This is a genomic window from Paraburkholderia eburnea, assembly GCF_002917095.1.
Taxonomy (GTDB): domain Bacteria; phylum Pseudomonadota; class Gammaproteobacteria; order Burkholderiales; family Burkholderiaceae; genus Paraburkholderia; species Paraburkholderia eburnea.
Window position 1 is genome coordinate 25,564 of the sequence record NZ_PQGA01000004.1, and the last position, 23,537, is coordinate 49,100.

A 23,537-nucleotide genomic window follows, 5' to 3' on the forward strand; every position below is an offset into this window, starting at 1 on the left:
GGCGTGTTCAGGCCGCTGCGGCTTCTGTTGCCGCTGCCGCCGCCTGACCGCCGGCTGCGGCAGTCATGATCTGTTCCTGGGTGGCCGTCGCCGCCTCGAAAAGCCCGGCCTGACGACCCTGATGCATCACCAGAATGCGGTCGCTCATCGCCAGCACCTCGGGCAGTTCGGACGACACCATCACGATGGCCACGCCCTGCTCCGCGAGCTGGTTGATGATCGTATAAATTTCAGCCTTGCCGCCCACGTCCACGCCGCGCGTGGGTTCGTCGAGCAGCAGCACCCTGGGCGGCTTCGCGAGCCACTTGGCGAACACGACCTTTTGCTGGTTGCCGCCCGAGAGCGACTTCACGTCGAGTTCCGCGTCGCGCGTGCGCACGCGCAACTGCTTGATGAGCCCATCGACGGCGCTGCGCTCGGCCTTCTCGTTCACGAAGCCCAGCTTCGCGTAGCTGTCCAGATGCACGAGCGTGGCGTTCTCGCGCACCGACATGCCGAGCACAAGGCCCTGGCGCTTGCGGTCTTCGGTGACGAAGCCGATACCCGCACCGATCGCGCTGCACGCATCGCGCACGTCGAGCGGCTGGCCGTCGAGCGTGACCGTGCCCGCCGTCCTGCGGTTCACGCCGAACAGCGTGCGCAGGATTTCGCTGCGTCCCGCGCCCATCAGGCCGGCGATACCCAGCACCTCGCCCGCGCGCACGTCGAACGTGATGCCGGCAACATGGCCATCGTCGGCGAGGTCCGTCACGCTCATGCGCACGTCGCCCGGCGTATGGCGACGCTTCGGAAAGCGCTCGCCCAGTTCGCGCCCGACCATCAGGCGGACGATCTCGTCGAAGTTCGTCTCGGGGATGGCGCGCTCGCCCACGAAGTGCCCGTCGCGCAACACGCTGATCTTGTCGCAGATGCGGAAGATTTCTTCCATGCGATGCGACACGTAGACGATCGCGACGCCGCTCGCCTTGAGCGACTGCATGATGTCGAACAGCGTATCGATCTCGCGATTGGTGAGCGCGGCAGTCGGCTCGTCCATCACGAGCACTTGCGCGTTCAACGACAGCGCCTTGGCGATTTCCACGAGCTGCTGCTGGCCGATCGATAGATGGCCGGCCTCGGTTTGCGGATCGATGCGCTGCGCGCCAACCTTGTCGAGCCACTTGCGCGCTTCACGGCGCATCGTCGCGGTATCGACCATGCCGAAGCGGTGCGGCTCGCGGCCGAGGAACAGGTTCTCCATCACCGTCAGTTGCGGGATGAGGTTGAGTTCCTGATGGATGATGGCGATGCCCGCGCGTTCGGCTTCGACGGTGTTGCGGATCGTCGTCGCGCGGCCATCGATGAGAATCTGGCCCGCATCGGCCTGATAGACGCCGCTGAGGATCTTCATCAGCGTCGATTTGCCGGCGCCGTTCTCGCCCATCAGTGCATGAATCTCGCCCGCGTCGATATGAAAATCGACGCCTTCGAGCACACGCACCGGACCGAACGCCTTGCCGATGCCCTGCATCTTCACTTGCATCATGGACCTCTTAGAAGATCACGCCCGAATGCAGGATCACATTCGCATAGGGACTGCATTCGCCGGTGCGGATCACCACTTTCGCCTCGCGGCAGCGGCGCTTGAATTCTTCGTGCGGCACTTCCTCGATGGCGATCTGCGTGGCGGCCATCTCGCGGCTCTTCGCGACCACGGCCGCGTTGTGCGTCTGCGCCTCGCTCGCGAACACCGCGCGTTCCGCCTTGAAATCCGCGAGGACGCTGTCGAGCACGTCGAAAAAGCCCGGCACGCCGAGCGCGAGCGAAACGTCGATGCATTCGACGCCCGCCGGGATCGGCAGACCGCAATCGGCGATCACGAGACTGTCGGTATGGCCCATGCCGGCCAGCACGCGCGCGATGTCGCGATTCAGGTGTCCTTGTTTTTTCATGGTGCGATGTTGCTTTCTTTGTTGCCTGAAACGAATTACGACTGCGGATCTTGCTGAGCCAGAAACTGCTGGAGTTCGGCAAGCGTGGGCATGCCGCCCTGCGCACCCGCGCGCGTCACGGAGAGCGCGCCGGCCGCGTTCGCGCGCCGCGCCGCCTCGCCGATGCCGAGATGCCAGAACGCCGCCATCGCGCCATTGAAGGTGTCGCCCGCGCCGGTCGAATCGACGGCCTCGACCGCGAAGCCCGGTTGATGCACGAGCGCGCCGTCGGCTTGCGTGAAGTACGCGCCGTCCTTGCCATGCGTCATCACAATGCGGCCCGGCATGCGCGAAAGCACTTCGGCCCACCAGCCCGCGGGCGTCTGCAGCGCGATGGCGAGTTCATGCTCGTTCGGCGTCAACAGCGTTGCGAGCGAAACGAGTTCGTCGCTCAGCGCAACGGCGGGCGCGGGATTGAGAAAGAAGGGCTTGCCCAGTTCGCGGGCGCGGCGTGCAGCATGCAGCACGGTCTCCATCGGCACTTCGAGCTGGGCGAGGATGACGTCGGCCTGTGCGAAGGCGTCGCTCGCGCGGTCGATGTCCGCGGGCGAGAGTTCGTTGTTCGCGCCCGGCACGACGATGATGGCGTTATCGCCGCCCGACAGCGTGATCGATGCAACGCCGGTCGCGTCGGTGCCCGTGCGGATGTGGCTCACGTCGATGCCTTCGCGTGCGAGCGTCTGCTTCATCTGCTCGCCGAACGCATCCGCGCCCACGCAGCCGATCATCGTGACTTCGGCGCCCAGCCGTGCGGCGGCGACCGCCTGGTTCGCACCCTTGCCGCCAGGAAAGGTCGAAAAACGCGTGCCGAACAGCGTTTCGCCGAGCCGGGGAAACGTATCGGTCGCAACGACCATGTCCATATTGATGCTGCCCACCACTACCACGCGCGCCATGGCACTCCTCCACCGCTTGCGGTCCGCATGATTAACCGCCTGGTTAGCCATGCTGCGAACCGTGAATATTTACCGTGCTAAAACGTAATCAGCTTTGGAGCGCATTTATACCAGAGTCCTTAACCATGGGAAATAGCCCCAGGGTATAACCCGATACGTCAGAAGAAATAGGAAGCCGCGAACCGCGAACCACTTTTCCGGGTGCGAGACGGAACCCGAAAATCCAGTTGGATCAGCAAAAATACGCTCCGGGAACGCCCTGCGACACACGGCTATCATGGATGACATTAAACGCATATCGAACGCGCGCGGCGCGAATTGCAACGCAAACGCGTGCGCTAAAAAACGGAGGTCGTCTTGAACGATGTGAATATGCTGATCGCACTGTCCGGCATGCTGTTCTTAAGTGTCGCGAGTCCTGGGCCGAATTTCGTGATCGTCACCTCCACGGCTGTCGCGTCGCGGCATGCGGGTGTGATGACCGGACTTGGGCTCGCCGCGGCGTCGGGCACCTGGGCGTTGGCCGCGATTGCGGGACTGAGTCTGATCGTCGCGCAGGCCGCATGGATCGCCGTCGCGCTGCGTTTTGCCGGAGCGTTTTATCTGATCTGGCTCGGCATCAAAATGATCGCAAACGCGCGTAGTGCGTTGCCTGTTGCGGCAATGTCCGCGAGTTCGGGCTGGCACGCCGCCAGGAAGGGCTACGTGGCCAGCATGACGAATCCCAAAGCGATCGCGTTCTACGGCAGCATCTTTGCGTTGATGGTGCCCACGCACGCGCCCCTGTGGTTCGACGCCACGGTCGTTGCGCTGGCAGCCGCCATTTCGTGTGCGTGGTACTGCTCGATGGCCCTGCTCGCTTCGCATCCTGCTGTACGCGGCGTGCTCGTGCGACGCAAGGCCGTGCTCGACAGCGTGGCCGGCGCGCTGTTGGTGGCCGTGGGCGGACGGTTGCTGGTCGGGCGTTAGTCCTTATCCGGTCAAGCCCCAACGCCGCGCCCCTCGGCAAAAACCCGCGAAGTGGCCTAAACTGGCGCCCTCGAACATCGCGACGGCCTTCGCGCCGCCGCTCAACCCGGCTTTTTCAGGTATCTCGCCCATGTTTTCGCTTTCCGACGCCCTGCCCGCTGACAAATCCGCCCTCTACGCGACGCTCGCCGCCCAGGCGCGTTCGCTCATCGAGGGTGAAGCCGATGCGATCGCGAACGCGGCCAACTTCTCGTCGCTCGTGTTCAACTCGCTGGAAGGGCTCAACTGGGCCGGTTTTTACTTCTTCGACGGCAAGGAACTGGTGGTCGGCCCGTTCCAGGGCAAGCCCGCCTGCGTGCGCATTCCGCTCGGCAAGGGCGTGTGCGGCACCGCCGCGCAGACGCGTGAAATCCAGGTCGTGCGCGACGTGCACGAATTCCCGGGCCATATCGCCTGCGATTCGGCGTCGCAATCGGAAATCGTCGTGCCGCTCGTCGCGGCGGACGGCTCGCTGATCGGCGTATGGGACGTGGACAGCCCGAATCTCGCACGCTTCGACGATGAAGACGCCAAGGGCATGGCCGAACTGTGCCGCGTGTTCGTCGAAGCCGGCTGGAAGAAGGCCGCGCGCTAACTCCCTTCCCGCGCGCCTTCAGCGATAAAACGCTGAAGGCGCGACGCCGAAATGCCGCCGGAACATCGCGGCAAACGCGCTCTGGCTCGCATAGCCGTGATCGAGCGCGACATTCACGATCTTCTCCCCGTGCGCGAGGCGCTCCAGCGCCAGAAAGAGACGCGCGTGCTGCCGCCAGCGCCCGAGCGTCATGCCGGTTTCGCGCTGAAACGCGCGGTGCAGCGTGCGCTCGGCCATGCCTAGTTCGCCAGCCCATCGCGCCACTTCATGCGGCGACTCCGGCGCGGCGACGATCGCATCGCACAACCGCCGCAGGCGCGCGTCCCCAGGCCAGGGCAGATAGAGCGGCAGACGTGGAATCACGGCCAGTTCCGCCAGCAAGAGGCGCATCAGCCAGTCGTGCCGGCTGCCCGCCGCGTAATCGAGCGGCACATCCACGGCCGCGAGAATCAACTCGCGCAACAGCGGCGGCACATCCACCACGCAACTGCCCTGCGGCAACCCATCGACCGCGCCTGACTCGACGAATACGGTGCGCATACGCACGTTGCCGCTCATGCGCACGGTATGCTCCAGGCCCGCATCGAGCCAGACCGCGCGCGTGGGCGGCACGACCCAACGGCCCGCCTGGGCCTCGATCAGCATCACGCCCTCGATCGCATAGAGCAATTGCGCGCGCCGGTGCCGATGCGTGGCGATGAACGCGCCGTGCGGATAATCGGCAGCCATCGCCGCGACGGGCATGGGCGTGTCTTCGAATGGAACGTGGACGTCTGCGGGCGGCGTGGCGATCATGGTCCGGGCGGCTCAAGTGGCATTTTTGCGATAGCTTTCGCCATTCTAGCGTGCGACGGGCATACCCTTGCGCCCGCATGATCGGGGCTCTTCCAGCCCTCGTGAGAACCGACGCAATGCCCGCGACTCCAACCGCTCCGGCCTTTTCCCTGCGCCACGCGCTTTTCCCGCTTATCGCGATCCTGCTCTGGTCCGGCAACGTCATGGTGTCGCGGCTTTCCGCGCATACCATCGATCCTTACGCCATCACCTTCTGGCGCCTCGTGCTGGCCGTCACGCTGATGAGCCTGTTCGTGCCCGCCGCGGCCTGGCGCAACCGCGCCGCGATCCTGCCGCAACTGCCGAAGCTCGCGTTTCTCGGCCTGCTCGCCATGGCGCTGTTCCAGTGCCTGTCCTATGCGGCCGCGAAAACCACCACGGCCACCAACATGTCGATCATGACCGCGCTCGTGCCGCTGCTCACGATGCTGCTCTCGGTCGCCCTGCTCGGTGAAACGCCGACGGCCGGCATGGCCTGTGGCGGCGTGCTGTCGTTCGCGGGGCTGGTGTGGCTCATCACGGCGGGCCATCCCGCCGCGCTGCTCGCGGGCGGCGTCCACACGGGCGATCTGCTGATGCTCGTTGCCGCGCTCGCCTACGCGCTTTACGGCGTGTTGCTGCGGCGCTGGCACGTGGGCCTGCCGTCATGGCAATCGACGTACTTTCAGGCCATCGCCGCCCTGCTTTTCATGCTTTTGCCGCTCTCGCGCCTGCCGCTGGCCGAGGCACTGCCCAACCGCGCGAGCCTGCCGCTGATTGCCTACGCGGGGTCGCTGGCCTCGGTCGTGCTGCCGTACTTCTGGATGCAAGGCGTCAAGCATCTCGGGCCGAACCGCTGCAGCATGTTCATGAACCTGTTGCCCGTGTTCACGGCGGCGCTGGCCGTAAGTGTGTTCGGCGAGCAATTGCACGCATATCACCTGCTGGGCGGCGTCACGGCGCTCGCTGGCGTCATGCTCGCGCAGACGTGGCGCGCGCCGCTGGCGTGGCGGCGTATGCAGGCGCGTAGCACGATCGATACGAACGCGGGATAGCCGTTCGCCGATTGCAGCGAATCAGGCAGATGAAAAGGATGAGAAGGATGACGAAGCATTCTTCGACTTCAGAAAATCGACGAATGCCCTGAGCGGCGCCGGCACATGACGCCGCCCCGGATAGTAGAGAAACGGTCCGGAAAACTCGGGCCACCAGTCAGCGAGCAGCGGCACGAGCGCACCGCTTTCGAAGTGCGGCGCGAGCATGTCCTCGAACAGCGCGACGACGCCCGCGCCGCGCAGCGCCATTTCCATCGTGAGATCGAACGACGCCGCGGGTTTCACTACCACTTGCCCCGGCGGATCGATGCGCAGGGTCTCGCCGTCGCGATGGTATTCCCAGAGCGCCATCGCGCCGCCCGCAAAGCGCACGCGCAAACACGCGTGCCCGAGCAGATCGCGCGGATGCGCGGGCACGCCGCGCGCCGCGAGATAAGCCGGCGACGCCGCCGTGGCGAAGCGCTGTGTGCGCGGACCGATCGGCAGCGCGATCATGTCCTGATCGAGCCGCTCGTCGTAGCGGATGCCAGCGTCGCAACCCACTTGCAGGACATCGACGAAACCGTCCTCCACCATCACTTCCACGCGAATTTCCGGGTATGCCTGCGCGAACGGCGTGAGGATCGGCGGCAGCACGCTGCGCGCCACATTGGCCGGCACATTCAGGCGCAGCACCCCGGCGGGGCGATCGCGATAACCGTTGAGCACGTCGAGCGCGGCCTTCATCTCGGCGAACAGGGGCGTGATGGTTTCGAGCAGGCGCTGGCCCGCTTCGGTCGGCGCGACGCTGCGCGTGGTGCGGTTCAGGAGGCGCAGGCCGAGCTTCGTTTCGAGCCGCCGCACCGCCGTGCTCAGGCTGGAGGCCGATACGCCGCGCGCGCGTGCCGCGTCGCGAAAGCCGCCGGCACGCGCGACGGCGGCAAATGCGGCAAGGTCGTTCATTTCGAACGCGAGGTTCGGCTGCGCGTGGGTTTCGTGAGGGGTTGCCTGGTTCATGGTGGCCGATGATGAGCGATATGAGACCGCCCTCATTGTGCGAAATTTCGAACAACCCGTGCGGACCGAATGGGATTATCTAACAACGCGAGCGCGCCCATACTGGCGCCATCCCTTTTCGAGGAGAACACAATGCCGCAACCGACGAAATCCCCCGCACGCACCTTCCCGCTGGCCGGCCGCGCCGTGAACCGCATGGGGTACGGCGCCATGCAGCTCGCCGGGCCGGGCGTGTTCGGGCCGCCGAAGGACCGCGCGCAAGCCGTCGCGGTGCTGCGCGAGGCGATCGCGCTGGGCGTGAACCACATCGACACGAGCGACTTCTATGGGCCGCACGTGACCAACCAGATCATCCGCGAGGCGCTGCATCCCTATCCCGCCGATCTCACGCTCGTCACCAAGGTGGGCGCGGTGCGCGACGACAAGGGCGCCTGGCTGCCCGCGCTGGAACCCGAGGACATCGAGCGCGCCGTGCACGACAACCTGCGCAATCTCGGCCTCGACGTGCTCGACATCGTGAATCTGCGCATCATGGGCGACATCCACCAGCCGGCGGAAGGCCCGATCGGGCGCCAGATGGAAGCGCTCGCGACGCTGCGCCAGCGCGGCCTCGTGCGGCACATCGGCGTGTCGAACGCGACGGCGAAACAGATCGCCGACGCGGGCCGCATCGCACCGATCGTCTGCGTGCAGAACCACTACAACCTGGTGAATCGCGCCGATGACGCGCTGATCGACGTGCTCGCCGCGCAGGGTATCGCGTATGTGCCGTTTTTCCCGCTCGGGGGCTTCACGCCGATCCAGTCGTCGGCGCTCTCGGATATCGCGCAATCGCTGGGCGCCACACCGATGACCGTCGCACTCGCCTGGCTGCTGCATCGCGCACCCAATATCCTGCTGATTCCGGGCACGTCGTCGCTTACGCACCTGCGCGAAAACATGCAGGCCGAGACGCTCGAATTGAGCGCGGACGTGCTCGCGCGGCTCGACGCGATCGGCAGGACCGTGAACTGAGCGACGAACCGGGCGATGAACTGAGCGGCGCCGCACACGCGGGTATGGACCTTGCGTCCAGAATGGGTCCAGCGTGAATTCGAGGTGAATTGCGCGCGACACCCGGAGGACCCGACGATGCCAGCAATCCCCGTCCTGCGGCGCGCCCGCGCGGTGGCGCTCGCCGCGGCCTGCATCGGCGTCGCGCCATGCGGGCAAGACGCCCACGCCGCCGGGAGCTTCGACGGCGCGTGGAGCGTCACGCTCACCTGCCAGACTGGCCCGGATGGCGCCTACAGCTATACCTTCCATTTCCCGGCAACGGTCGTCGATGGCGTGCTGCACGGCGAGCGCGGCGACAAGGGGCGCGGCGGCTGGTTCACGCTCGACGGCAAGATCGAGCCTGACGGCAGTTCCACGCTGGTCGGTCAGGGCCTGACGAGCGCGCCCGGCTACTCGGTCGGCCATCTGGACCCGCGCACGCCCTACGAATACACCGTGAGCGCCCATTTTGGCCCGGCCTCGGGCACCGGCTCGCGCACGACTACGCGGCAATGCGACTTCGTATTTGTGAAGCAATAACGGCGCGCTCCCGCTAAAACAAAAATCGCCAGACGAAAAAAGCCGCGGTTCGAAAACCGCGGCTTATGAAGTCCTGCCACTCTCATCCGACGCGCGCCGCTCCCTCAAACGGCGCACGCGGGAACCTCGTGCTTTTCCTTCTGGAGAATCCGCTGCGCCGTTCAGGCTTGCGGATCCGCCGAAGCATCGCCCGCGTCGGCTTGCTTCTCATCCTCTTTCTTCTCGACCAGATTTTCGAGCGCCCCGGCGCCCTCGAAACCCGCGACCGCTGCGGCCGCCTTCGTCAGAAAACCGGCGTCCGGATCAACCTTCTCCGCCGCTTCGACGGCCGCCACTGCGCCGGCAATTTCGCCTACCTTGTCCAGAATACCCATTTGACCCCTCCGGTTCGTGTCAGTTGACGCTTCAGACGCATCGCGCCCGAAGCGCATACCTATCAAGCCCTGCCGATACTGCTGATCCCTGCGTTTTGCCTGTCGAGGTGGCCCTTCAATCGATACCGTTGCCAGCGCCCCCGTTCTCCCACCGCCGCTGCGCCGCATGACAGAAGCGAGGCGCTGGCGTTGATGCATTGTCGACGCACGCGACAGGCTCGGCAATCATAAATCGCCAAATCTGACAATGATTGACAATCTAGATGCGAACTTACCCTTTGTTTTCATAACATTAGGCGAGTTTTTGCGTTTTTTGAATCGCACAGCGATGCATCTTCCAGACTTTTAAAAAACAATGAGTTACAGAGGGGTTTTGGACAACGGCATTGTCATGTAGGCAGCCCCGACGGCATGACATCGCGTGGTAATTGGGAGGCGAAAGACAGTTCCGATGACGGATGCATATGGCGGCGCGCCCGCTGCGCGCGGGCACGTCGCGAGCGTCGATCAGGCAGTTGCCGGCGCTGCCGCCGCCGAAATCGGCAGACTCACCACAGCGTTGTAAGCCGCCTTGGCCTGCGCGATGATCGCGCTGATGATCGCCTTGACGTTGTCGTTCCAGTCGGCGCCGATCTTCACGGCGACCGCTTCCAGAGCGGCAAGCACGCCAGCCAGCTTGCCCGCGCCGGCGTCCGGTGCCGTCACCGACGCGTAGGCATTCTCGAACGTTTCCATCAGGTCAGGCACATACGCAACCAGCTTCTTGACGTCGGCGACGACCGTCGCGACATCGCTGATGGCGGTCTCGATGGCGGTGGCACCCGAGACAATGGCGGCGGCGATCGTCGACAGGGAGATATTCATCGTGGATTCCTTCATTTCAGTTGATAAGGCCTCGGGCGCGCAGGCCGTCGAGGCAGGTTTGGGTTGTTCGGCGTAGGGTATGTTCGTCCTCGACGACGCCGACGGCGCGGACGGCCCACTGCTGCTGGGATCGGGAATAGGCGCGCAGCGAGTCAACCGACTCGACAGCAGGCGCCGCAGGGTAATCAGGAAGTTGGGCATCGGGCTGGTCCTCTCCACAGTCAACCGTCGGAATCAGGGTGTGCACGGGAGCGAGCGACGGCGCGATTGACGGCGTCGGCACCGTCTTGCAGGCTGTCAGCGTCGCGCACAGCAGCAGCATCGGAATCAGTTTGCGCAGCATTGGCGGCGATCTCCTTCTCGGTTTGCGCGCGCGTGTCGCGCGCCTCGGTGGCCGACAGCGCGCCGGCCTTGTTGGCGACCTCGACGGCCTGGGTGTTCTCGTCCTTGGGCGTACCCGATCCAAGTCCGAGCAGGTTGCGGGCGAGCGTCCATAGTCCGTTGATGAAACTCACGATTGCGGCGATAGCGGTCATGCTGCAGCTCCGGTTGTGCCGCCTGCCGCCACATACCAGGCGATCAGCGTATTGGTGGTGTTCTCGTGCTGGCCATAGCCGGCACCCTGAAGGCTTGCCCACAGCGGCGCGATTAGCTTGAGTGCTTCCGCGATGTCGCCGGCGTCGATGAGCGGCAGCGCGCGGAATTCGCTGATCTGCTGAAGCGCGATCGCATCCTGCGAACTGGGTCCGAAGTCGGCCAGATTGAGCAGCGACGAGTAGTGGGTCCAGTTGGCGAGCAGGCACTGATACGCGCCGCTCGCCGTCGAATAGAGCGCGGGCCGCGTTGTGGTCTTCTCGCGGATCAACTTCGCCGCGCGACCGCCCGCGAACGGGTGCGTGCTGAAATCGGTGAATACCTCGGGCTTGCCATCAGCGCCGGTAACGATCACGTCGTAACCGCCGCACTTCGTGACCGGGGACGTCACCGTGCCTTCGCTGCGCCGGATCATCGCGAGCACGGCCACGCGGTTCGCGTTCATTGCGCGGGCGCCTTGCGCTGCGTGACCCGCAGCAGGATAGTGATCACGTTCGCCGCGGTGATCCAGTCCGCCTGCGTTGCCGACGGGAAGAAGTGCTGCAGGATCGGCAGCAGGTCCGGCCAGTTGGCCTGCACCCACATCAGCAGGTCCGGCAGGTGGTTCAGCAGATCCTGGAGGTGTCCCACCGCCATCACGACGACGGCCAAAAAAGCCTGCCACCGCACCTCCGACCATTTCCAGAATTCGTGCCAGTCCTCGACCAGTTCCAGTTTTAGGCTGTTCACTCACGATGCTCCTTTCGGGGGATTGCGCGCGCCGCGCGCGTGTCTAGTGGCCACCGGCCCACGGCCTCCCCGGCAGCGCGGGCCTCGTGGCTGTGTCCAGCTTCTGGCTGACGGCCTGGGCAGTGCTCGCGGCTTCGTCCGCCTTCGCCGCCGCGACCGCGACCTTCCGCTCGACCTGCGCGCTCGTCTGTTGAGCAGCAGTGGCCGCCTGCGCGGCCTGCCTGGCCTGTTGGAGCACCGCTGTCGTGTGCTGATCGCTGATGCGCGCGCGGTCACCCAGGAAGCGCAGCGTGTACTGGGCGACATCGTGCGTGTCCTTGATCAACGACCGGAGATCCGCGAGCGCCTGTGCGCTGCGTTCATTGAGCTGCGTCAGGTCGTCGATGCGCCCCTGAAACTCGTGTACGCATGCGGCGCGCTCTTCGGCACGAACAGCCGGGAAGCGATCGACGAGCTGCATACGCTCGCGCTGGTTCAGCCAGTTCATGACGCCAGCGCCCGCCGCCATAGCGAGCAGCACGACGAGGGTTGACAGCACAAAGACGTCGATCCGATGCCAGAACAACTTCAGTCGCTGACCGTTCGTCATGGCGTGTCCGTCGTTTGACGGCCTCCGAGTTGCGCCTGCAATGCGGCGATATGCCGATCTTTTTCGGCGAGGCCAGCCATCAGGGCTTCGATCTTCAGACGGTCCTGCATGCGGTCCTCTGCGGCCTGCTGGACCATTTTTCGATAGCGCGCCTCAGACACTGCGAGCAGGCGTCGGTATCGCGTCTCGCGCGCGATCGCCTTGTGATATTGGGACTCCCACTCCTTCGAGGCGCGCGCGAGGCTCTCGAGCGTCGCCGCTTCGATCTCGTCACGCCGGATGTCGAGCTTGTCGCTCGACTCGCTTTTGCGCGTGCTGGACAACTCCTTGCGCGCACGCATCCATCCTGCCGAGAGCGTGCCGGCCAGAACGGCAAGCGAAGCCGAGATGCCGGACAGGAGCTTGACGAGGCCTAGATCGTCGCCAGTGGTTGCCATAGGGATGAGGAGTCACAAAGAGAGGCTGAAATAGAAACGCCGCCCGAAGGCGGCGTTTAACCGGCGAAGCAGTGCCCTGATAACTCAGCTTTGAGTATTTCCTGCAGGCGCGCTGTTTTGTGCCTCATGACCATCACCAATATTGAGGGTGTCGGACTGCACGAGAGTCGCGTTTTCGCCCGGGCTATACGGCGTTGTTCCGTCCCACTCGATGACGTTCTCGACTACGTTCGCGATCACGACTGCATATCTGGCCATTACGCATACTCCCAAACGATAATGAGACCGGGCGCACCATTGCCGCCGGCGCTCCCCGCTTCGCCACCGTATTGGGAACAGCCGCCACCGCCGGCGCCATACCCTGTCGCTGCATTGCCCGCCGCTCCACCCACGGTCACGCCCCCGATACCGAATGGGCTATCACCGCCGGCTCCGCCCAGGATCGTTCCGATGGTCGTACCCAAAACCATCGGCCCCTGGCCTGATCGCCTCGTTTTGAAGCCAAGCAGGGTGCCGCCGGATATCGTCGGGGCAGTCGCGCTACTCGACTGGGGAGAGGCCGTGAGGACGTTCCCTGATGCCACGCCAGCTGAGCCGCCCGCACCACCGGGACATGAAAGCAGGGAGCCCAATGATGTCGTGCCGCCGGACGTCCCTGCATTGGATCCGGTTGCCCCGCCATTCCCTTGTGCGCCGATCGTGACGGATAAGCCGCCGGAAAAACCAGCGGCGAAACGCGCGCGGGCATATATTCCGCACTGACCGCCCGCGGCGGTTGCCTGCTGACCGCTCGACACAGCGGGACAGGCGCCCCCGCCGCCGCCGGCGCCCACGGCTTCGACGATGATGCTGTTCGCTCCTGGCGTAGGCGTATACGTGCCACTGCTCGTAAAAAGCTGGACATTGAGAAGGCGACCGCTGGAGCTTGCGGCAATCAGCGACTCAATTGCCGTCGCCACCTGGTTGTACGTCGTCTTGCTGGGCGTCTGCCCCGATGCGGTGACGACGTTGAGCAGCTCCATCATGAGCATGTTCATGAAATCGCTGCGCAGCTCGGTGGCCGCAACTCCTCCGACAGGATTGCCATCAGTGAAGTAACCGGGAGTTCCCCCCGCGGCCGGCGCAGGAAGCGCCGCTGCACACGTAGGATCGTCGTATTGATACATGTCGACTCCGGAAATAAAAAAGCCCGTATTTAGCGGGCTCAGAAAGAGAAAAGCCGCCCGGAGGCGGCTTGGTATCAGGCGTGCGTTTGTCGCTCTAGAAGCCGACGCAAGAGACCACGAGGGTGTCGTTCGCCGCCCAGGCAGCAGCGGCTCCAGACGTATTGAAATTGGTAAGCGTCACAGAAGTTGTTGTGCTCGCAGTCATTTTTGTCGAAAAGACGGTAGACGATTGCGTGGTGATGTCGTTTGCGTAGCAGTTCCAGCCATTTGATGCAGTCGGCATGCTAAGTACGCCACTCGTGGCCGTGCCACCGGTGCCGATTGTCAATTTGAAGCCGATCGCGCCAGTGTTCGCCCCGATTGATGAGCCTGCGCCGAATCCGCTGCTGATGCCTGGCGAAACATTGGCGAGTACGAGGCGGCTGAAGACATAATACGAACCGTTGGCGTTGACCGATGTGTTAGCGTTGACCGTGGTAAAAGTACCTGCATTCGCGGTCGCCCCGCCAATAGCGGGGGGCGAAGCCAGATAGTTCGAGAAGCCTGCGCCGCCGACTGCGCCGCTTGCCGACAGGGCGCCGAACGAGCCTGTCGCGGGACTTGCGGTGACCCAATTCCCTGCGCCATCACAGGTAAGCGTCAAGGAGCCCGAATTCTGACTTATTACAGCGCTGCTGCCGAAATTGATTTGTCCCGTAGTCGGATTGACGGTAATTGGGTACGCCCCGGCCGTGACCGCCTCATCGACAATCGTGATGGTTTGCCCTGCTGTAGATGGAGACCCTGAGGCGACTAGCGCAGGGGTGGTGCAGCCTGGGATAGTTTCAGTTTTTGCCGAAGTCGACGTCGAATTCCACAAAATGAAGCGGTCACGGGTGCTCGCGGCGTCAGTAATGGCATTCCCAAGGATCTGCCGCACGCTGGACAACTGCCCGCCATAGACACCAACTTGCTCCTGCGATGATGCTCGATTGACGACGACAGCCTGCATGCCGTCCCAATAGTTGAAATAAACCTGGTTGTCCCGCTCGGCAGAGAAAAACTGGCGCTGCGAGTAGCTTGGCGTCCAAAAGTGAATTGTTGAATTCGTGATTGTTTGGGTCGCCGCATTCGTTAGTGTCGGCGTAGATGTCCCGCCGCCCGAGGCAATCTGCGTATTGTCGAGAATGCCGTAACCTTCAACGTAAAGCGAGGAAGCTGCCGCAGGTACGGGGCCAGCACACGAGAGGGTCACCGACCCCGCCGTAGTATTGCATTGAATTGCAGTGCCGCCAGTCGGGTCGATGCCTCCGGTTTGTTGCATGATTACGTGCGGAGGGGCGTATGCCGGATTAAACCCCGCGTTGTAATTCGAGAACTCCATAAAATCCAGAGAACCATGATTACTCCATCCGATAGCCATATGCTCATTCACGGCCGAGGGATTCGGATTGAACTGAGAATCTGTCCCTCGGAAAGCCATTGCACTGATGCCCGTAGGACTAGTGCTTATCAAATGCAGGACGTTGTCACTGGTAGCATTGTTTGAAATCTCCAACTCGGCAGGTGACCAAGTGGTGGTCCCGAAGCCAAGAGTCGCGGCAGCGCCGATGACCTGATTCTCAATGCTTAAACTGCCCGGAGAGCTCGCAGTTCCTGTGATCTGGGAATTGGTGGCGCTGAGTGCGTTGGAGACAGTCAGCGTCGGCACCGTAAGCGGCCCTGTGAGCGTACCGCCCGCGATCGGCACGTAGAGCGCGAACTGATAGTTCAATGCCGCAGCCGTCAGCAACTGACCGGAAGACCACTGGGCAAATGCCGCAGATACGGATAGAGCCGTCAGCACTGAACCGGCCAGAAGCCGGCAAATGAATTTACGGATCATGATGTTCGCTAGTAAAGAACCGACTGATCGAGAATGAAGTCAGAATCCAGTTCGCCCGTTGCCCCATAGATAAACCGCACGAGCGTGTGGGCAGGAGCGTAGGCCCCGATTTCGCATTCGAGCACCGCGTTGCCCCATGACGCCAGTGGATCGCCCATTGCCGACTGGCCCATCGTGAAACGGGTGACCGTACTGGCCGGCGCGACTATATCCCATACGAACGCCCACTCGGATCCACCCAAAGCGTCTCCCATGCGCGACTGGCCCATGCGAAACGGCTGGTGCTGACGGATGCTGACGGTATATCCAAGCTTCGCGGCATAACCGATGAAATACGACATCGACTGACCGCCGACACCCGCGAAGCGCGCGAGAACCTGCGCCTGCCGTGTCGCAAGCGACGGCTGCGTCCCAGCGCAAGGATCGGGCAGGCCGAGCGTCGCTTCCCACTCCGGCAAAAGCTCGTTAGTCGTCGCTGGGAACGCATCGACAAGCAGATAGTTCGCGCGATCGTTGTGTTTCTGGAAAGGCGTTGCGTGGCCCTGCAATGCCTGTGTTTGAACTGCATCCGGATCTTTTGGCCATACCCTCCCCCGCGGCATACAGGCCTGCAGCGCGGCAAGAAAGTCAGCCGCCGAAAGGACGGGCGCATTATTCACTGTTGTCACGTGAAGTTTGTCGTACCGATGGTAGGCATCTGCCCGGTTACGTTAGGAATGTTGGCCTCCGGCGCCGTCATGACGAAACCCTCGGTGCCGGAGATGGCGGCGATTTCCGATTCGATGAGCGAAAGATCGATCACCGGTATCGACGTAGTCACCGGCGCGCCGTATTGCAGAAAGACGCTGTTGATGGCCGCCTTCACAGCTGCTTGTGTCGCTGCGCTCCACCCGCTGCTCCCGGTGAATGTGAAATTGATCGGGTTGGGCGTTGGCGCACAGGACCAGACGAGCGCGGTCACTGGAGCAACTTCGAAGAGCGAGTTGGCCACCGCCAGAAGGTCGAGCGTCGCCTTTGTCGCGCTGCGCGCCTCATTGGTGGCGACACCATTCACGCCTTGCGGGAAACCATTGTTAGACGCCTCCGCCTCGTCGAACATCGTGTAGACAACCACGGTGCCCACGCCGAAGCCGTTCCGATTGCACCATGCGCGCGTAACACCCGAGACCGCCAGGGCCCACGTGACGTAATCCTGAGCGTCCCCTCCCTGCGGGACATTCTGATACGCCTGAAGCATTCGCGTCATCAGACTGTCCGGCGTCTCGATGTCCGCGCCACCGGTGAAATCCGTCGCGGCCGTACCGTTCGACTGGATGCCGTCGATGGCCGTCGCGAGTGTGAACGTCGTGCTCGCATCGCAGTTGCCGAATGCGCCGGTCAGCCCGGTGGGGTCCGCATTACAGATCGCTGGCGCGATCACAGAGCCGCCGCTCACGGTCGCATCGGCAGTCGTGGTATAGCCGATGCCATCGTTGCGCTGCACCGGCGTGCCACTCGGGAGATCCGTGCCGTTGGTACCGGGGAACGAGAGCGCGCCAGTGGCCTGTGTAGCCGGCTTCTGGTAGACGTTCTTCAGCGCGGCCCACATCGCGAGGAATTCATCGCTCGATGTGATCGGCACGGCCTGCTGCGAAATCCAGTCGAGATAGCCGTAGACGAGATTGAGCAGGTTCGCCAGCGCGATACCCGTGATATTCAGGTTCGAGAATCGGAGCAGCGGATCGGATCCCTCCAGCGCGGCCGCGATGTCCTGCAGTACCTGCGTCTGCAGCTGCGAGAGTGTTGGACGTGCGAAAGGCATTATTGAAACTCACCCCAAACCCAGTTGAACTGCGGAAATGTCGTGCCGTCAGGCCGGTAAGCCTGAATCCAGATACCTATCCCCCACGTACCTGGCGCGCCTTGCACCCATGCGAGGGTGATATCGTGCTTCGACACGACGCCGTCATCCAACAGCCATTGCACTGCCTCGGTCACGTATGTCCGCGCGCGATTCATCGTCTGCTGGCTTTTCGTCGCGCGATCAAGCAACCAGAGGCGCGAGCCGATCGGATACGTGGCGCCGGCGTCGCCGATCCAGCCGCGTGCGTCCGCCGTACCGTCCGGAATGACGTCGCCGGGCTGCGCCACACGATCGGTGAAAAGGCTGATGAGGTACGCAGTCTGCAGGTCACTGCCGGTCTGAAGCATCGCACCGGACAGCGTCCAGTCGCCGCGCGCATTCGCCGTATCCCAAACTGTCGTCGTGTCGGTCATTCAGTCACCGTCGGTGTTCCAGTGGTGATCGTGCTACTGCCGCCCTGGACATTCACAACCGGGTGGCCGTGAGCGTCGTAATCTGCGCGCTGCTGCTTTGCGGTCACTGCGTTCGTCTCGTAGTTATCGAGAATGTCGCCTTTCACCTTCAACAGCGGCGTGTCCATCACCACCTCGGTCGCAGCAGTGATCGTCACGATCGTCGCGCCGCTTACGTTCACCGGCTGGCCATTTGCGTTGAGCACGATTTCGCCGTTCGCCAGATAGAGGCTCGTGCCCGCCGGGCCGTTATAGACCTGCGTCTCGCCGGCGGCCAGGTTCTTTGGCCGCGTTGCCTGATGGTTCGTGCCCACGACCGCGCCGTTCGACGGATCGCCGCCTACGTTGGCGATCAGCGCGTCGCTGCCACCGGGTGGATTCGATGCAAGACCGTATTCGCTCATGCGAGGCAGGTTGTCGCGCGTTTCAAGCCCGCTTGGCGCCAGCTGCACCCTCTGGATGACGCCGCTGTCGTCGACGAGCGAAATGCGACCGCGCCGGATGGTCAGCAGCGTGCGCAGATAATGGCGCTCGGAATAGTCGCTCATTGCGAAGCTCCAGCTGGCACGTCTGCGGGAAGCGCCTGCAGCAAAATCGGTTCGGGGTTGAACGCTTCGGGCGGCATGATCGTGAGCTGCGCACGCGTACCCTGTTCTCCGCGGGCATAGCTAACTTCGCCGATCACCCAGGTCTTGCCCGTCACCTTCAGCGTCGGCAACGTCAGCGGAACGAGCGTGTTCGGCGTATAGAGCATGCCCGCGCTATCTCGCCAGCTATCTGTGGTCAGCATCACGCATCCCGAGCGCCCGTAGCGGCGCGCTGCTTCCCAGTTCGCCCGCTGCTTCGCGACGTCCTGGCCGCCGCCACCGGCCTCCGCAATGATCACGCGCCGGCGATGGCGCGACACACCCTTGTCGTAGGCCGTGCCGAGCAGATTGCCGCCGTCACCGGTATCGGTGAACACGTCGACCGACTGCAAAAACGCGATGTACTCGGAATAACGCTGATCCATCGAATAGATCACGCGTGCGCGCTCGACATTGACGCCTTCCTTGAAGCCGCTCGCGGCCTGCGTCGTGCCGACGGCACCGAGCACGAGATTCCCGTTCGGATCGTCATAAGGCAGGAGCGCCCGATAGCGACAGACGCGCTCGATGATGTCGTACGGGGTCTCGCCAAGCATCAAATTGAACTGCGGGATAGGACCGCCCACGTTTCCCGTCGCCGACACATAGATGCCGTAGACCTTCGCGAGCTTCCGCGCGATGTCGAGCACCGACGATCCGAGAATCTGCCCACCGGGCCACTCTGCTGCGCAGTCTACGAGATCCTGGCACTTGCTGCGGCCGCTGACCGTAATCGTATGGTTCTGTGGATCAAACGCCGGCGAAATCTTGTCGACGTAGCCCGTGATCACGAGATCGCCACCGATCAAGACCTGGCATTCGTCTCCGGGCTGCACGGTGATATCGAATGGCTGGCCCGGATACTTCTCCGTCATCTCGATCGAGAAGTCCGACGGACAGCGCTCGATGCCGCGCGTGACGCGCACGCGTGTCCACCCCGACAACATGTTTCCGTTGGCCACGAGCGTGAGTTCATTGCTGGAGACCGTCATGACGAAAGTGCGGTAAAGCCAGGAGGCAGGAAAGCAGGGTGCGGCGCGCCCGATTCGGTTACGAGTTCGTCGGCGCGCGTCGGGTCACGGTACAGGCGCTGCGCGAGCGCGGGTGCAGGCAGCGCAGCCGGGACATTAACAACGATTGTGCCGGGCAGGCCAGCGGCGCGCGTCTGCAGATCTTGCACAACCGCCGCGCGTAGCGCGCGCAGCGCCGTGAACACGTCGTCTTCGCCCTGATTGCCCGCGATGAGGATCTCAGCGTCGAGCAGTTGCAGGACGGCGTTCTGCAGGTTCTTCGCGTCCGTCGTCGACGCTGGTTGATAGCTCGCCGCCGCTCGGCACGCTGCCACAACTGCCGCGCGTCTGCACAGATCACCACACGCGTCCTGCATGGCGGCCATCGAAGCGCCCACGACCGAGGAACTCGTGACGGCATTTGGCTGGAAGTTCGAGAGATTCGAGAGCAGCCGCACGCCGTCAGCCGGATCAATCGCTGAAGCGAGCAGCGCCGCCGCGAGCGCCTGCGTGGCGCTCGCGAGATCAGATGCGTGGCTCATAGTCCGAGTTCGCCTGCAATGTTTGAAAGGGTGTTGCCAGAATTCGTGACCGTTGCGCGCAGCACGGTACCCTGCGCCATCAAAGACGACACAGTCACGCCCGCCTGCTGCGTGGCCTGCAGCGCCGCACTCGGATTGAAGCCGTTGAGGCGCCCCCCGAAATAGCGACCATATGAGCCGCCCTGCATCCCGTACACGAACTTGTAGATGTTCCGCGCATCGTTCACGAGGCCCTGTGCCTGCGCGGCCCAAAGCGATACCGTGGACTGTGCCATCTTCACGACCGCCGCCCCCTGCTTGAGCGCGACTTCCGCACGCGAAATGAAGCTATCCGAGGCGGCGGTATCAGCCGTCATCGCAGCAGCCGTTACCCCGGCAAGCGTCGAGGTTGAGACGTTGGGAAACTGCGGCTGGCCACTTTCGACGAAATCGAAATGCAGCTCGTAGATCAGCCCCTGGTTCCAGCGGGCGATGAACTCGATGCCCCCATCGATGGCGCCCGTCAGCGTGCCCAGCGATGGGTGCACGAGCTGACCAAGGCCCGGGGTTTCCGCCGCGCGAATCATCAACAGCTTTTGCTGAATCACCGGGCCACCGCCATACACCTGGTCGTTTTCGAGCAGAAAGCCGGTGATCCTATGCTCGCGCGCGCGGCGCCCGAGATCCTCCATCCATGGCGTATCACGATACGGATATTCGTGACGCGCCCACCTGCGGCCAAACTTGCCGCCTTCGGCCTCAACGCCGAACGGCACACCGTTAAAACTCGCCTGCAGGAGGTCTGTCCAGTAGCTCAAGGCGTCACCCCGGTGGGCATCGAGTAAGCGACGCGCGTCGGGCCGAGCGCGTCGTTGGTAGGTGCAACGGTCACGCCGGCGCCGGCGGGCAAACCGTGCACGTGCAGATCGAGCGCGATCGGCGCCGGCACACCGCCCTGCCCAGGCGTCACGCCGGCCTGTTGCATGCCGGCGATCGTGGCCTGCCCCATCTGCCCGGGCGTATAAGGCATCTGGCCGTTTTCCGCGCGGATCATCCCAACCATCAATGACGACACGACTTTCGGATCATTCAGGTCGGGAACCGCGTTCGATTGCAGGCCTGTAGCGGCGCTCACGATCTTCGCGTAGTTCGCGATTTCCAGTGGCGTGTTGCCTGCACGCGCGCCACCCGTCCATTTGTCCTGAATCTGCGCGAGGGTGAGGCCTCGATAGTTGCGCTCAAGGTTCGACACAGCCGCGGCAATGCCCTGTCCCGGATCTGCGTACACGCGCTCGTTACCATTCGCGAGAATGTTGAGCGGATTGTTGCTTCGGATCCCAAGCGGCACTTTGCTGGGCGCGCCGGCGCCCGTGTTTCCGTTGATGCCCAGCCAGTCTCCGATCGAGCCAAAGCGACCAACGGGCTTGTCGCCATCGGTCCCGTCTCCGAACGCGGGCGGCGTTGCATCTGCCATTGACGCACCGATGTTGTCCCACTGTTTGTAGACCTCGTAGGACAGGTAGCCGATTGTCGCGAGCGCGGCCAGGATCGGGTTGGCCCAGACGATCGCGCCCAACTCGATCAGCGCGGTGCCCAGTTGCGAAATCGCGGTGAGAAGCGGCGCGCCCATGATCAAGAGAATGCCGTTGAGCGCGGTCTGCCAGCCGCCGATTGCGTCGACAAAGCCCGTCACGCTGGTGATCGCTTTTGTGATGTCATCGCCGACCTTCTTGAAGTCGATCGTCTTTACCCAGTCGGCTATTTTCTGCGCATACTCCGCCACCTTCGTTGCGATCAGATCGCGGTTCGCGGCAATCCAGTTAGTGAGCTGCTCGACGAGAGGCTGGAGCACTGGAATAAGCGCTGCGCCGATCGAGTTTTTCAAGCCGCCGATAGCGGTCTGCAACAGGAGCAAGCGGTTTTCGAACTGCGTCGCCGCTTCGAGTGCAGGCCCGCTCATCTCGCCGCCAAGCGCGCGCACCTGCTTTTGATACGCCTCGATCGCTGCAGGCCCCTTTCGGAGCAACGGCAGCAAACCGCTCACTCCAAACTGGCTCGCAATGAGGTTTTCGACCTGCGCATTACCCTTGATGCCAGGGCGCTGCATGACCGTCGCGAGGTCCATCATCGCGCGCTGCGTATCGACGGAACCGTTTTTCAGGCGGTGCAGGCCGATGCCCAGGCGGTTCATGAGCATCAACGCACCCTGGTTGCGACCGAAGCGCGCGTCTTCGAGCGTATTGCCGAGATTCGTCAGGTTCGATGTCAGCTCTTCAGAACTCACACCCGCGAGCCGCGCGGTGCTTTGCAGCCCCATCAACTGGCTGGCCGTCATGCCAATGTTCTGCGCAGCATTCGTCACGGTCATCGCGAGCTTGCCCCACTCGGTGGCCAGCGCGACGACACCGGCAATCGAACCCACGCCAATAACGGCGGCGAGTGGCGCAAAGATCTTGCCGATCTTCTCGGCGACGTTCGCAGCTGCCTTGCCGACGCCGACGAAGCCTTTTGCCAGTTTCGGCACACCGGTGGCGCGCACAAGGTTGGATATCGAGCGGTTCAGGCGCGTAACAGGCAACAGCGCATTGGCAAACGATCGGTTGACGTTGTTGATCGTCTTCGTCGCGTCATCAATGGCCGAGATGACGATGGTGAGTTTATTTGCCATTACGTGCCTTGTTCGCTTCGCTGACCATACGATTCGCGTCTGCAATCCACCCGCACAGCTCGGTCCACGTCATGGACCATGCATCACGCGGCCTCCACCGATAGAACCGGGTGGTCACTCGAGCGATGTATCGCCAGTCGGGTGGGAGCTCTTCAAAAAAGCGAGGAGATACTCCTGCGCAAGGGTCATGTCGCGGGCCCCCATTTTGCCGACGATAGGAAATGGAACATCGGCGACCACGGAGATCAGATGCTTGATTGCACCCAGCTCGCCGAGTTTCCTGATGTTCTTCTGGAAGTCCTCGAGCTGATCGAGATCGGGCTCACATAGGTCCATGCGGGTATGGATCTCGACGTTGTCGCCCTTGCCGAACTTGATTGGCTTGAGAAGCTGGAGCGCGTATTCGCCCGGCAACTCTTCGCGCGTCATCTTTTTGAAGTCTGGAACTTCGCTCGTTGCGGAATCATTCATGTCGCCCTGCTCCTTAGTTTTCCGTTACCGAGCCCTGCAGACCTTCGAAGCGGATGTCGAACGTGCCTTCCTCGGTGTCGACCTTGATTTCGCCGACTTGCCACATGTTGCGGCCAATGATCAGCTTGCCGTTGGCGAGCTTCGCGGAGATCGTGCTGTTGGTGACGCTGTTGAGCGACTGCACGTTGATCGAACCGCTATCTCGGAACGTGCCCGCGATATACGGCGCTTCCGGCTTTTCGCCATAGCCGTGCACCGTGTCCTGCCCTTTCTTCGTCTCGCGAGTCACCAGCATGTCGCTGTATTCGAGCTTGCCCTCGAGCATGTATTGCACGCCATCGATCTTGAACGTCGCGATCCCGGCGATGCGATTGGTGTTGTCCGCCATTTCGGCTCCTCAAAACAAAATGGGCGGCCTGGG

At 63.1% G+C, this 23,537-nt stretch carries 30 protein-coding genes; 5 read left to right on the forward strand and 25 right to left on the reverse strand.

Annotation, left to right across the window (positions count from 1 at the left end; genetic code table 11):
• Positions 1 to 7: 7 nt before the first annotated feature.
• Genes B0G62_RS10580 through rbsK form a run of 3 tightly spaced genes read right to left on the reverse strand, consistent with a single transcriptional unit; the run spans position 8 to position 2,866 of the window.
• Positions 8 to 1,525, reverse strand: a complete 1,518-nt coding sequence (locus B0G62_RS10580; protein ID WP_322789231.1) for a sugar ABC transporter ATP-binding protein — start codon at positions 1,523 to 1,525, stop codon at positions 8 to 10.
• Positions 1,526 to 1,532: 7 nt separating this feature from the next.
• Positions 1,533 to 1,931 carry a D-ribose pyranase gene (rbsD, locus tag B0G62_RS10585; RefSeq protein WP_103704147.1) on the reverse strand — a complete coding sequence of 133 codons (399 nt, stop codon included), beginning with the start codon at positions 1,929 to 1,931 and terminating at the stop codon, positions 1,533 to 1,535.
• A 35-nt stretch (positions 1,932 to 1,966) separates the two neighbouring features.
• Positions 1,967 to 2,866: a ribokinase gene (gene rbsK, locus B0G62_RS10590; protein WP_103704148.1), complete on the reverse strand. Its 900-nt coding sequence runs from the start codon at positions 2,864 to 2,866 to the stop codon at positions 1,967 to 1,969.
• A 372-nt stretch (positions 2,867 to 3,238) separates the two neighbouring features.
• On the opposite strand from rbsK, the gene B0G62_RS10595 reads away from it, so the two are divergent.
• A complete protein-coding gene (locus B0G62_RS10595; RefSeq protein ID WP_103704415.1) occupies positions 3,239 to 3,835 on the forward strand; it encodes a LysE family translocator in 597 nt (198 codons plus the stop codon).
• 130 nt (positions 3,836 to 3,965) lie between these two features.
• Positions 3,966 to 4,469: a GAF domain-containing protein gene (locus B0G62_RS10600; RefSeq protein WP_103704149.1), complete on the forward strand. Its 504-nt coding sequence runs from the start codon at positions 3,966 to 3,968 to the stop codon at positions 4,467 to 4,469.
• A gap of 18 nt (positions 4,470 to 4,487) precedes the next feature.
• On the opposite strand, the gene B0G62_RS10605 is transcribed toward B0G62_RS10600, so the two are convergent.
• The gene (locus B0G62_RS10605; RefSeq protein WP_244193178.1) at positions 4,488 to 5,264 is read right to left on the reverse strand and encodes an AraC family transcriptional regulator; all 777 of its coding nucleotides are present in this window, start codon (positions 5,262 to 5,264) and stop codon (positions 4,488 to 4,490) included.
• Positions 5,265 to 5,380: 116 nt separating this feature from the next.
• Between B0G62_RS10605 and B0G62_RS10610 the strand changes: the two genes are divergently transcribed.
• Positions 5,381 to 6,337 carry a DMT family transporter gene (locus tag B0G62_RS10610; protein ID WP_103704150.1) on the forward strand — a complete coding sequence of 319 codons (957 nt, stop codon included), beginning with the start codon at positions 5,381 to 5,383 and terminating at the stop codon, positions 6,335 to 6,337.
• 21 nt (positions 6,338 to 6,358) lie between these two features.
• Here the strand turns inward: B0G62_RS10610 and B0G62_RS10615 are convergent, their stop codons facing one another.
• Positions 6,359 to 7,333: a LysR family transcriptional regulator gene (locus tag B0G62_RS10615; RefSeq protein ID WP_103704151.1), complete on the reverse strand. Its 975-nt coding sequence runs from the start codon at positions 7,331 to 7,333 to the stop codon at positions 6,359 to 6,361.
• Positions 7,334 to 7,465: 132 nt separating this feature from the next.
• On the opposite strand from B0G62_RS10615, the gene B0G62_RS10620 reads away from it, so the two are divergent.
• Positions 7,466 to 8,347, forward strand: a complete 882-nt coding sequence (locus tag B0G62_RS10620; protein ID WP_103704152.1) for an aldo/keto reductase family oxidoreductase — start codon at positions 7,466 to 7,468, stop codon at positions 8,345 to 8,347.
• Positions 8,348 to 8,464: 117 nt separating this feature from the next.
• Complete coding sequence (locus tag B0G62_RS10625; RefSeq protein WP_103704153.1) at positions 8,465 to 8,908, forward strand: hypothetical protein; 444 nt, start codon at positions 8,465 to 8,467, stop codon at positions 8,906 to 8,908.
• A 161-nt stretch (positions 8,909 to 9,069) separates the two neighbouring features.
• Here B0G62_RS10625 and B0G62_RS10630 read toward each other — a convergent pair whose 3' ends face one another.
• The 20 genes from B0G62_RS10630 to B0G62_RS10710 all read right to left on the reverse strand — a co-directional run bounded on the left by B0G62_RS10630 (position 9,070) and on the right by B0G62_RS10710 (position 23,504).
• On the reverse strand, positions 9,070 to 9,282 hold the full coding sequence (locus B0G62_RS10630; RefSeq protein WP_103704154.1) for a hypothetical protein: 213 nt from the start codon (positions 9,280 to 9,282) through the stop codon (positions 9,070 to 9,072).
• 507 nt (positions 9,283 to 9,789) lie between these two features.
• On the reverse strand, positions 9,790 to 10,347 hold the full coding sequence (locus tag B0G62_RS31155; RefSeq protein WP_146055237.1) for a hypothetical protein: 558 nt from the start codon (positions 10,345 to 10,347) through the stop codon (positions 9,790 to 9,792).
• A 20-nt stretch (positions 10,348 to 10,367) separates the two neighbouring features.
• Positions 10,368 to 10,682, reverse strand: coding sequence for a hypothetical protein (locus B0G62_RS10640; protein ID WP_103704156.1), 315 nt, complete (start codon positions 10,680 to 10,682; stop codon positions 10,368 to 10,370).
• On the reverse strand, positions 10,679 to 11,185 hold the full coding sequence (locus B0G62_RS10645; protein ID WP_103704157.1) for a glycoside hydrolase family 24 protein: 507 nt from the start codon (positions 11,183 to 11,185) through the stop codon (positions 10,679 to 10,681). Before B0G62_RS10645 ends, B0G62_RS10640 begins: the two co-directional genes overlap by 4 nt.
• Positions 11,182 to 11,469 carry a hypothetical protein gene (locus tag B0G62_RS10650; RefSeq protein ID WP_103704158.1) on the reverse strand — a complete coding sequence of 96 codons (288 nt, stop codon included), beginning with the start codon at positions 11,467 to 11,469 and terminating at the stop codon, positions 11,182 to 11,184. Before B0G62_RS10650 ends, B0G62_RS10645 begins: the two co-directional genes overlap by 4 nt.
• Positions 11,470 to 11,512: 43 nt before the next feature.
• Entirely contained in the window at positions 11,513 to 12,058 is a 546-nt protein-coding gene (locus tag B0G62_RS10655) for a hypothetical protein (protein ID WP_103704159.1), read from the reverse strand.
• Positions 12,055 to 12,495: a hypothetical protein gene (locus tag B0G62_RS10660; protein ID WP_103704160.1), complete on the reverse strand. Its 441-nt coding sequence runs from the start codon at positions 12,493 to 12,495 to the stop codon at positions 12,055 to 12,057. Before B0G62_RS10660 ends, B0G62_RS10655 begins: the two co-directional genes overlap by 4 nt.
• Positions 12,496 to 12,579: 84 nt before the next feature.
• A complete protein-coding gene (locus tag B0G62_RS31605) occupies positions 12,580 to 12,753 on the reverse strand; it encodes a hypothetical protein (protein WP_167401220.1) in 174 nt (57 codons plus the stop codon).
• On the reverse strand, positions 12,753 to 13,661 hold the full coding sequence (locus B0G62_RS10665) for a glycine-rich domain-containing protein (RefSeq protein WP_103704161.1): 909 nt from the start codon (positions 13,659 to 13,661) through the stop codon (positions 12,753 to 12,755). Before B0G62_RS10665 ends, B0G62_RS31605 begins: the two co-directional genes overlap by 1 nt.
• 94 nt (positions 13,662 to 13,755) lie before the next feature.
• Complete coding sequence (locus tag B0G62_RS31160; RefSeq protein ID WP_146055238.1) at positions 13,756 to 15,525, reverse strand: hypothetical protein; 1,770 nt, start codon at positions 15,523 to 15,525, stop codon at positions 13,756 to 13,758.
• Positions 15,526 to 15,533: 8 nt separating this feature from the next.
• Entirely contained in the window at positions 15,534 to 16,193 is a 660-nt protein-coding gene (locus tag B0G62_RS10670) for a YmfQ family protein (RefSeq protein WP_244193179.1), read from the reverse strand.
• On the reverse strand, positions 16,190 to 17,326 hold the full coding sequence (locus tag B0G62_RS10675; protein WP_103704162.1) for a baseplate J/gp47 family protein: 1,137 nt from the start codon (positions 17,324 to 17,326) through the stop codon (positions 16,190 to 16,192). The genes B0G62_RS10670 and B0G62_RS10675 overlap by 4 nt, the downstream gene beginning before the upstream one ends.
• Positions 17,326 to 17,781 carry a phage GP46 family protein gene (locus tag B0G62_RS10680; protein ID WP_103704163.1) on the reverse strand — a complete coding sequence of 152 codons (456 nt, stop codon included), beginning with the start codon at positions 17,779 to 17,781 and terminating at the stop codon, positions 17,326 to 17,328. Before B0G62_RS10680 ends, B0G62_RS10675 begins: the two co-directional genes overlap by 1 nt.
• Positions 17,778 to 18,368, reverse strand: a complete 591-nt coding sequence (locus B0G62_RS10685) for a phage baseplate assembly protein V (protein WP_103704164.1) — start codon at positions 18,366 to 18,368, stop codon at positions 17,778 to 17,780. Before B0G62_RS10685 ends, B0G62_RS10680 begins: the two co-directional genes overlap by 4 nt.
• On the reverse strand, positions 18,365 to 19,438 hold the full coding sequence (locus B0G62_RS10690) for a phage baseplate assembly protein (protein ID WP_181315568.1): 1,074 nt from the start codon (positions 19,436 to 19,438) through the stop codon (positions 18,365 to 18,367). Before B0G62_RS10690 ends, B0G62_RS10685 begins: the two co-directional genes overlap by 4 nt.
• Positions 19,435 to 19,998: a hypothetical protein gene (locus B0G62_RS10695; protein WP_103704165.1), complete on the reverse strand. Its 564-nt coding sequence runs from the start codon at positions 19,996 to 19,998 to the stop codon at positions 19,435 to 19,437. The genes B0G62_RS10690 and B0G62_RS10695 overlap by 4 nt, the downstream gene beginning before the upstream one ends.
• Positions 19,995 to 20,795: a DNA circularization N-terminal domain-containing protein gene (locus tag B0G62_RS10700; protein ID WP_167401221.1), complete on the reverse strand. Its 801-nt coding sequence runs from the start codon at positions 20,793 to 20,795 to the stop codon at positions 19,995 to 19,997. The genes B0G62_RS10695 and B0G62_RS10700 overlap by 4 nt, the downstream gene beginning before the upstream one ends.
• Entirely contained in the window at positions 20,792 to 22,690 is a 1,899-nt protein-coding gene (locus B0G62_RS31165) for a phage tail tape measure protein (RefSeq protein WP_146055239.1), read from the reverse strand. The genes B0G62_RS10700 and B0G62_RS31165 overlap by 4 nt, the downstream gene beginning before the upstream one ends.
• Before the next feature lie 69 nt (positions 22,691 to 22,759).
• Positions 22,760 to 23,116 carry a phage tail assembly protein gene (locus B0G62_RS10705; RefSeq protein WP_103704167.1) on the reverse strand — a complete coding sequence of 119 codons (357 nt, stop codon included), beginning with the start codon at positions 23,114 to 23,116 and terminating at the stop codon, positions 22,760 to 22,762.
• A gap of 13 nt (positions 23,117 to 23,129) precedes the next feature.
• Entirely contained in the window at positions 23,130 to 23,504 is a 375-nt protein-coding gene (locus B0G62_RS10710) for a phage tail tube protein (RefSeq protein ID WP_103704168.1), read from the reverse strand.
• Between the last annotated feature and the right edge of the window lie 33 nt (positions 23,505 to 23,537).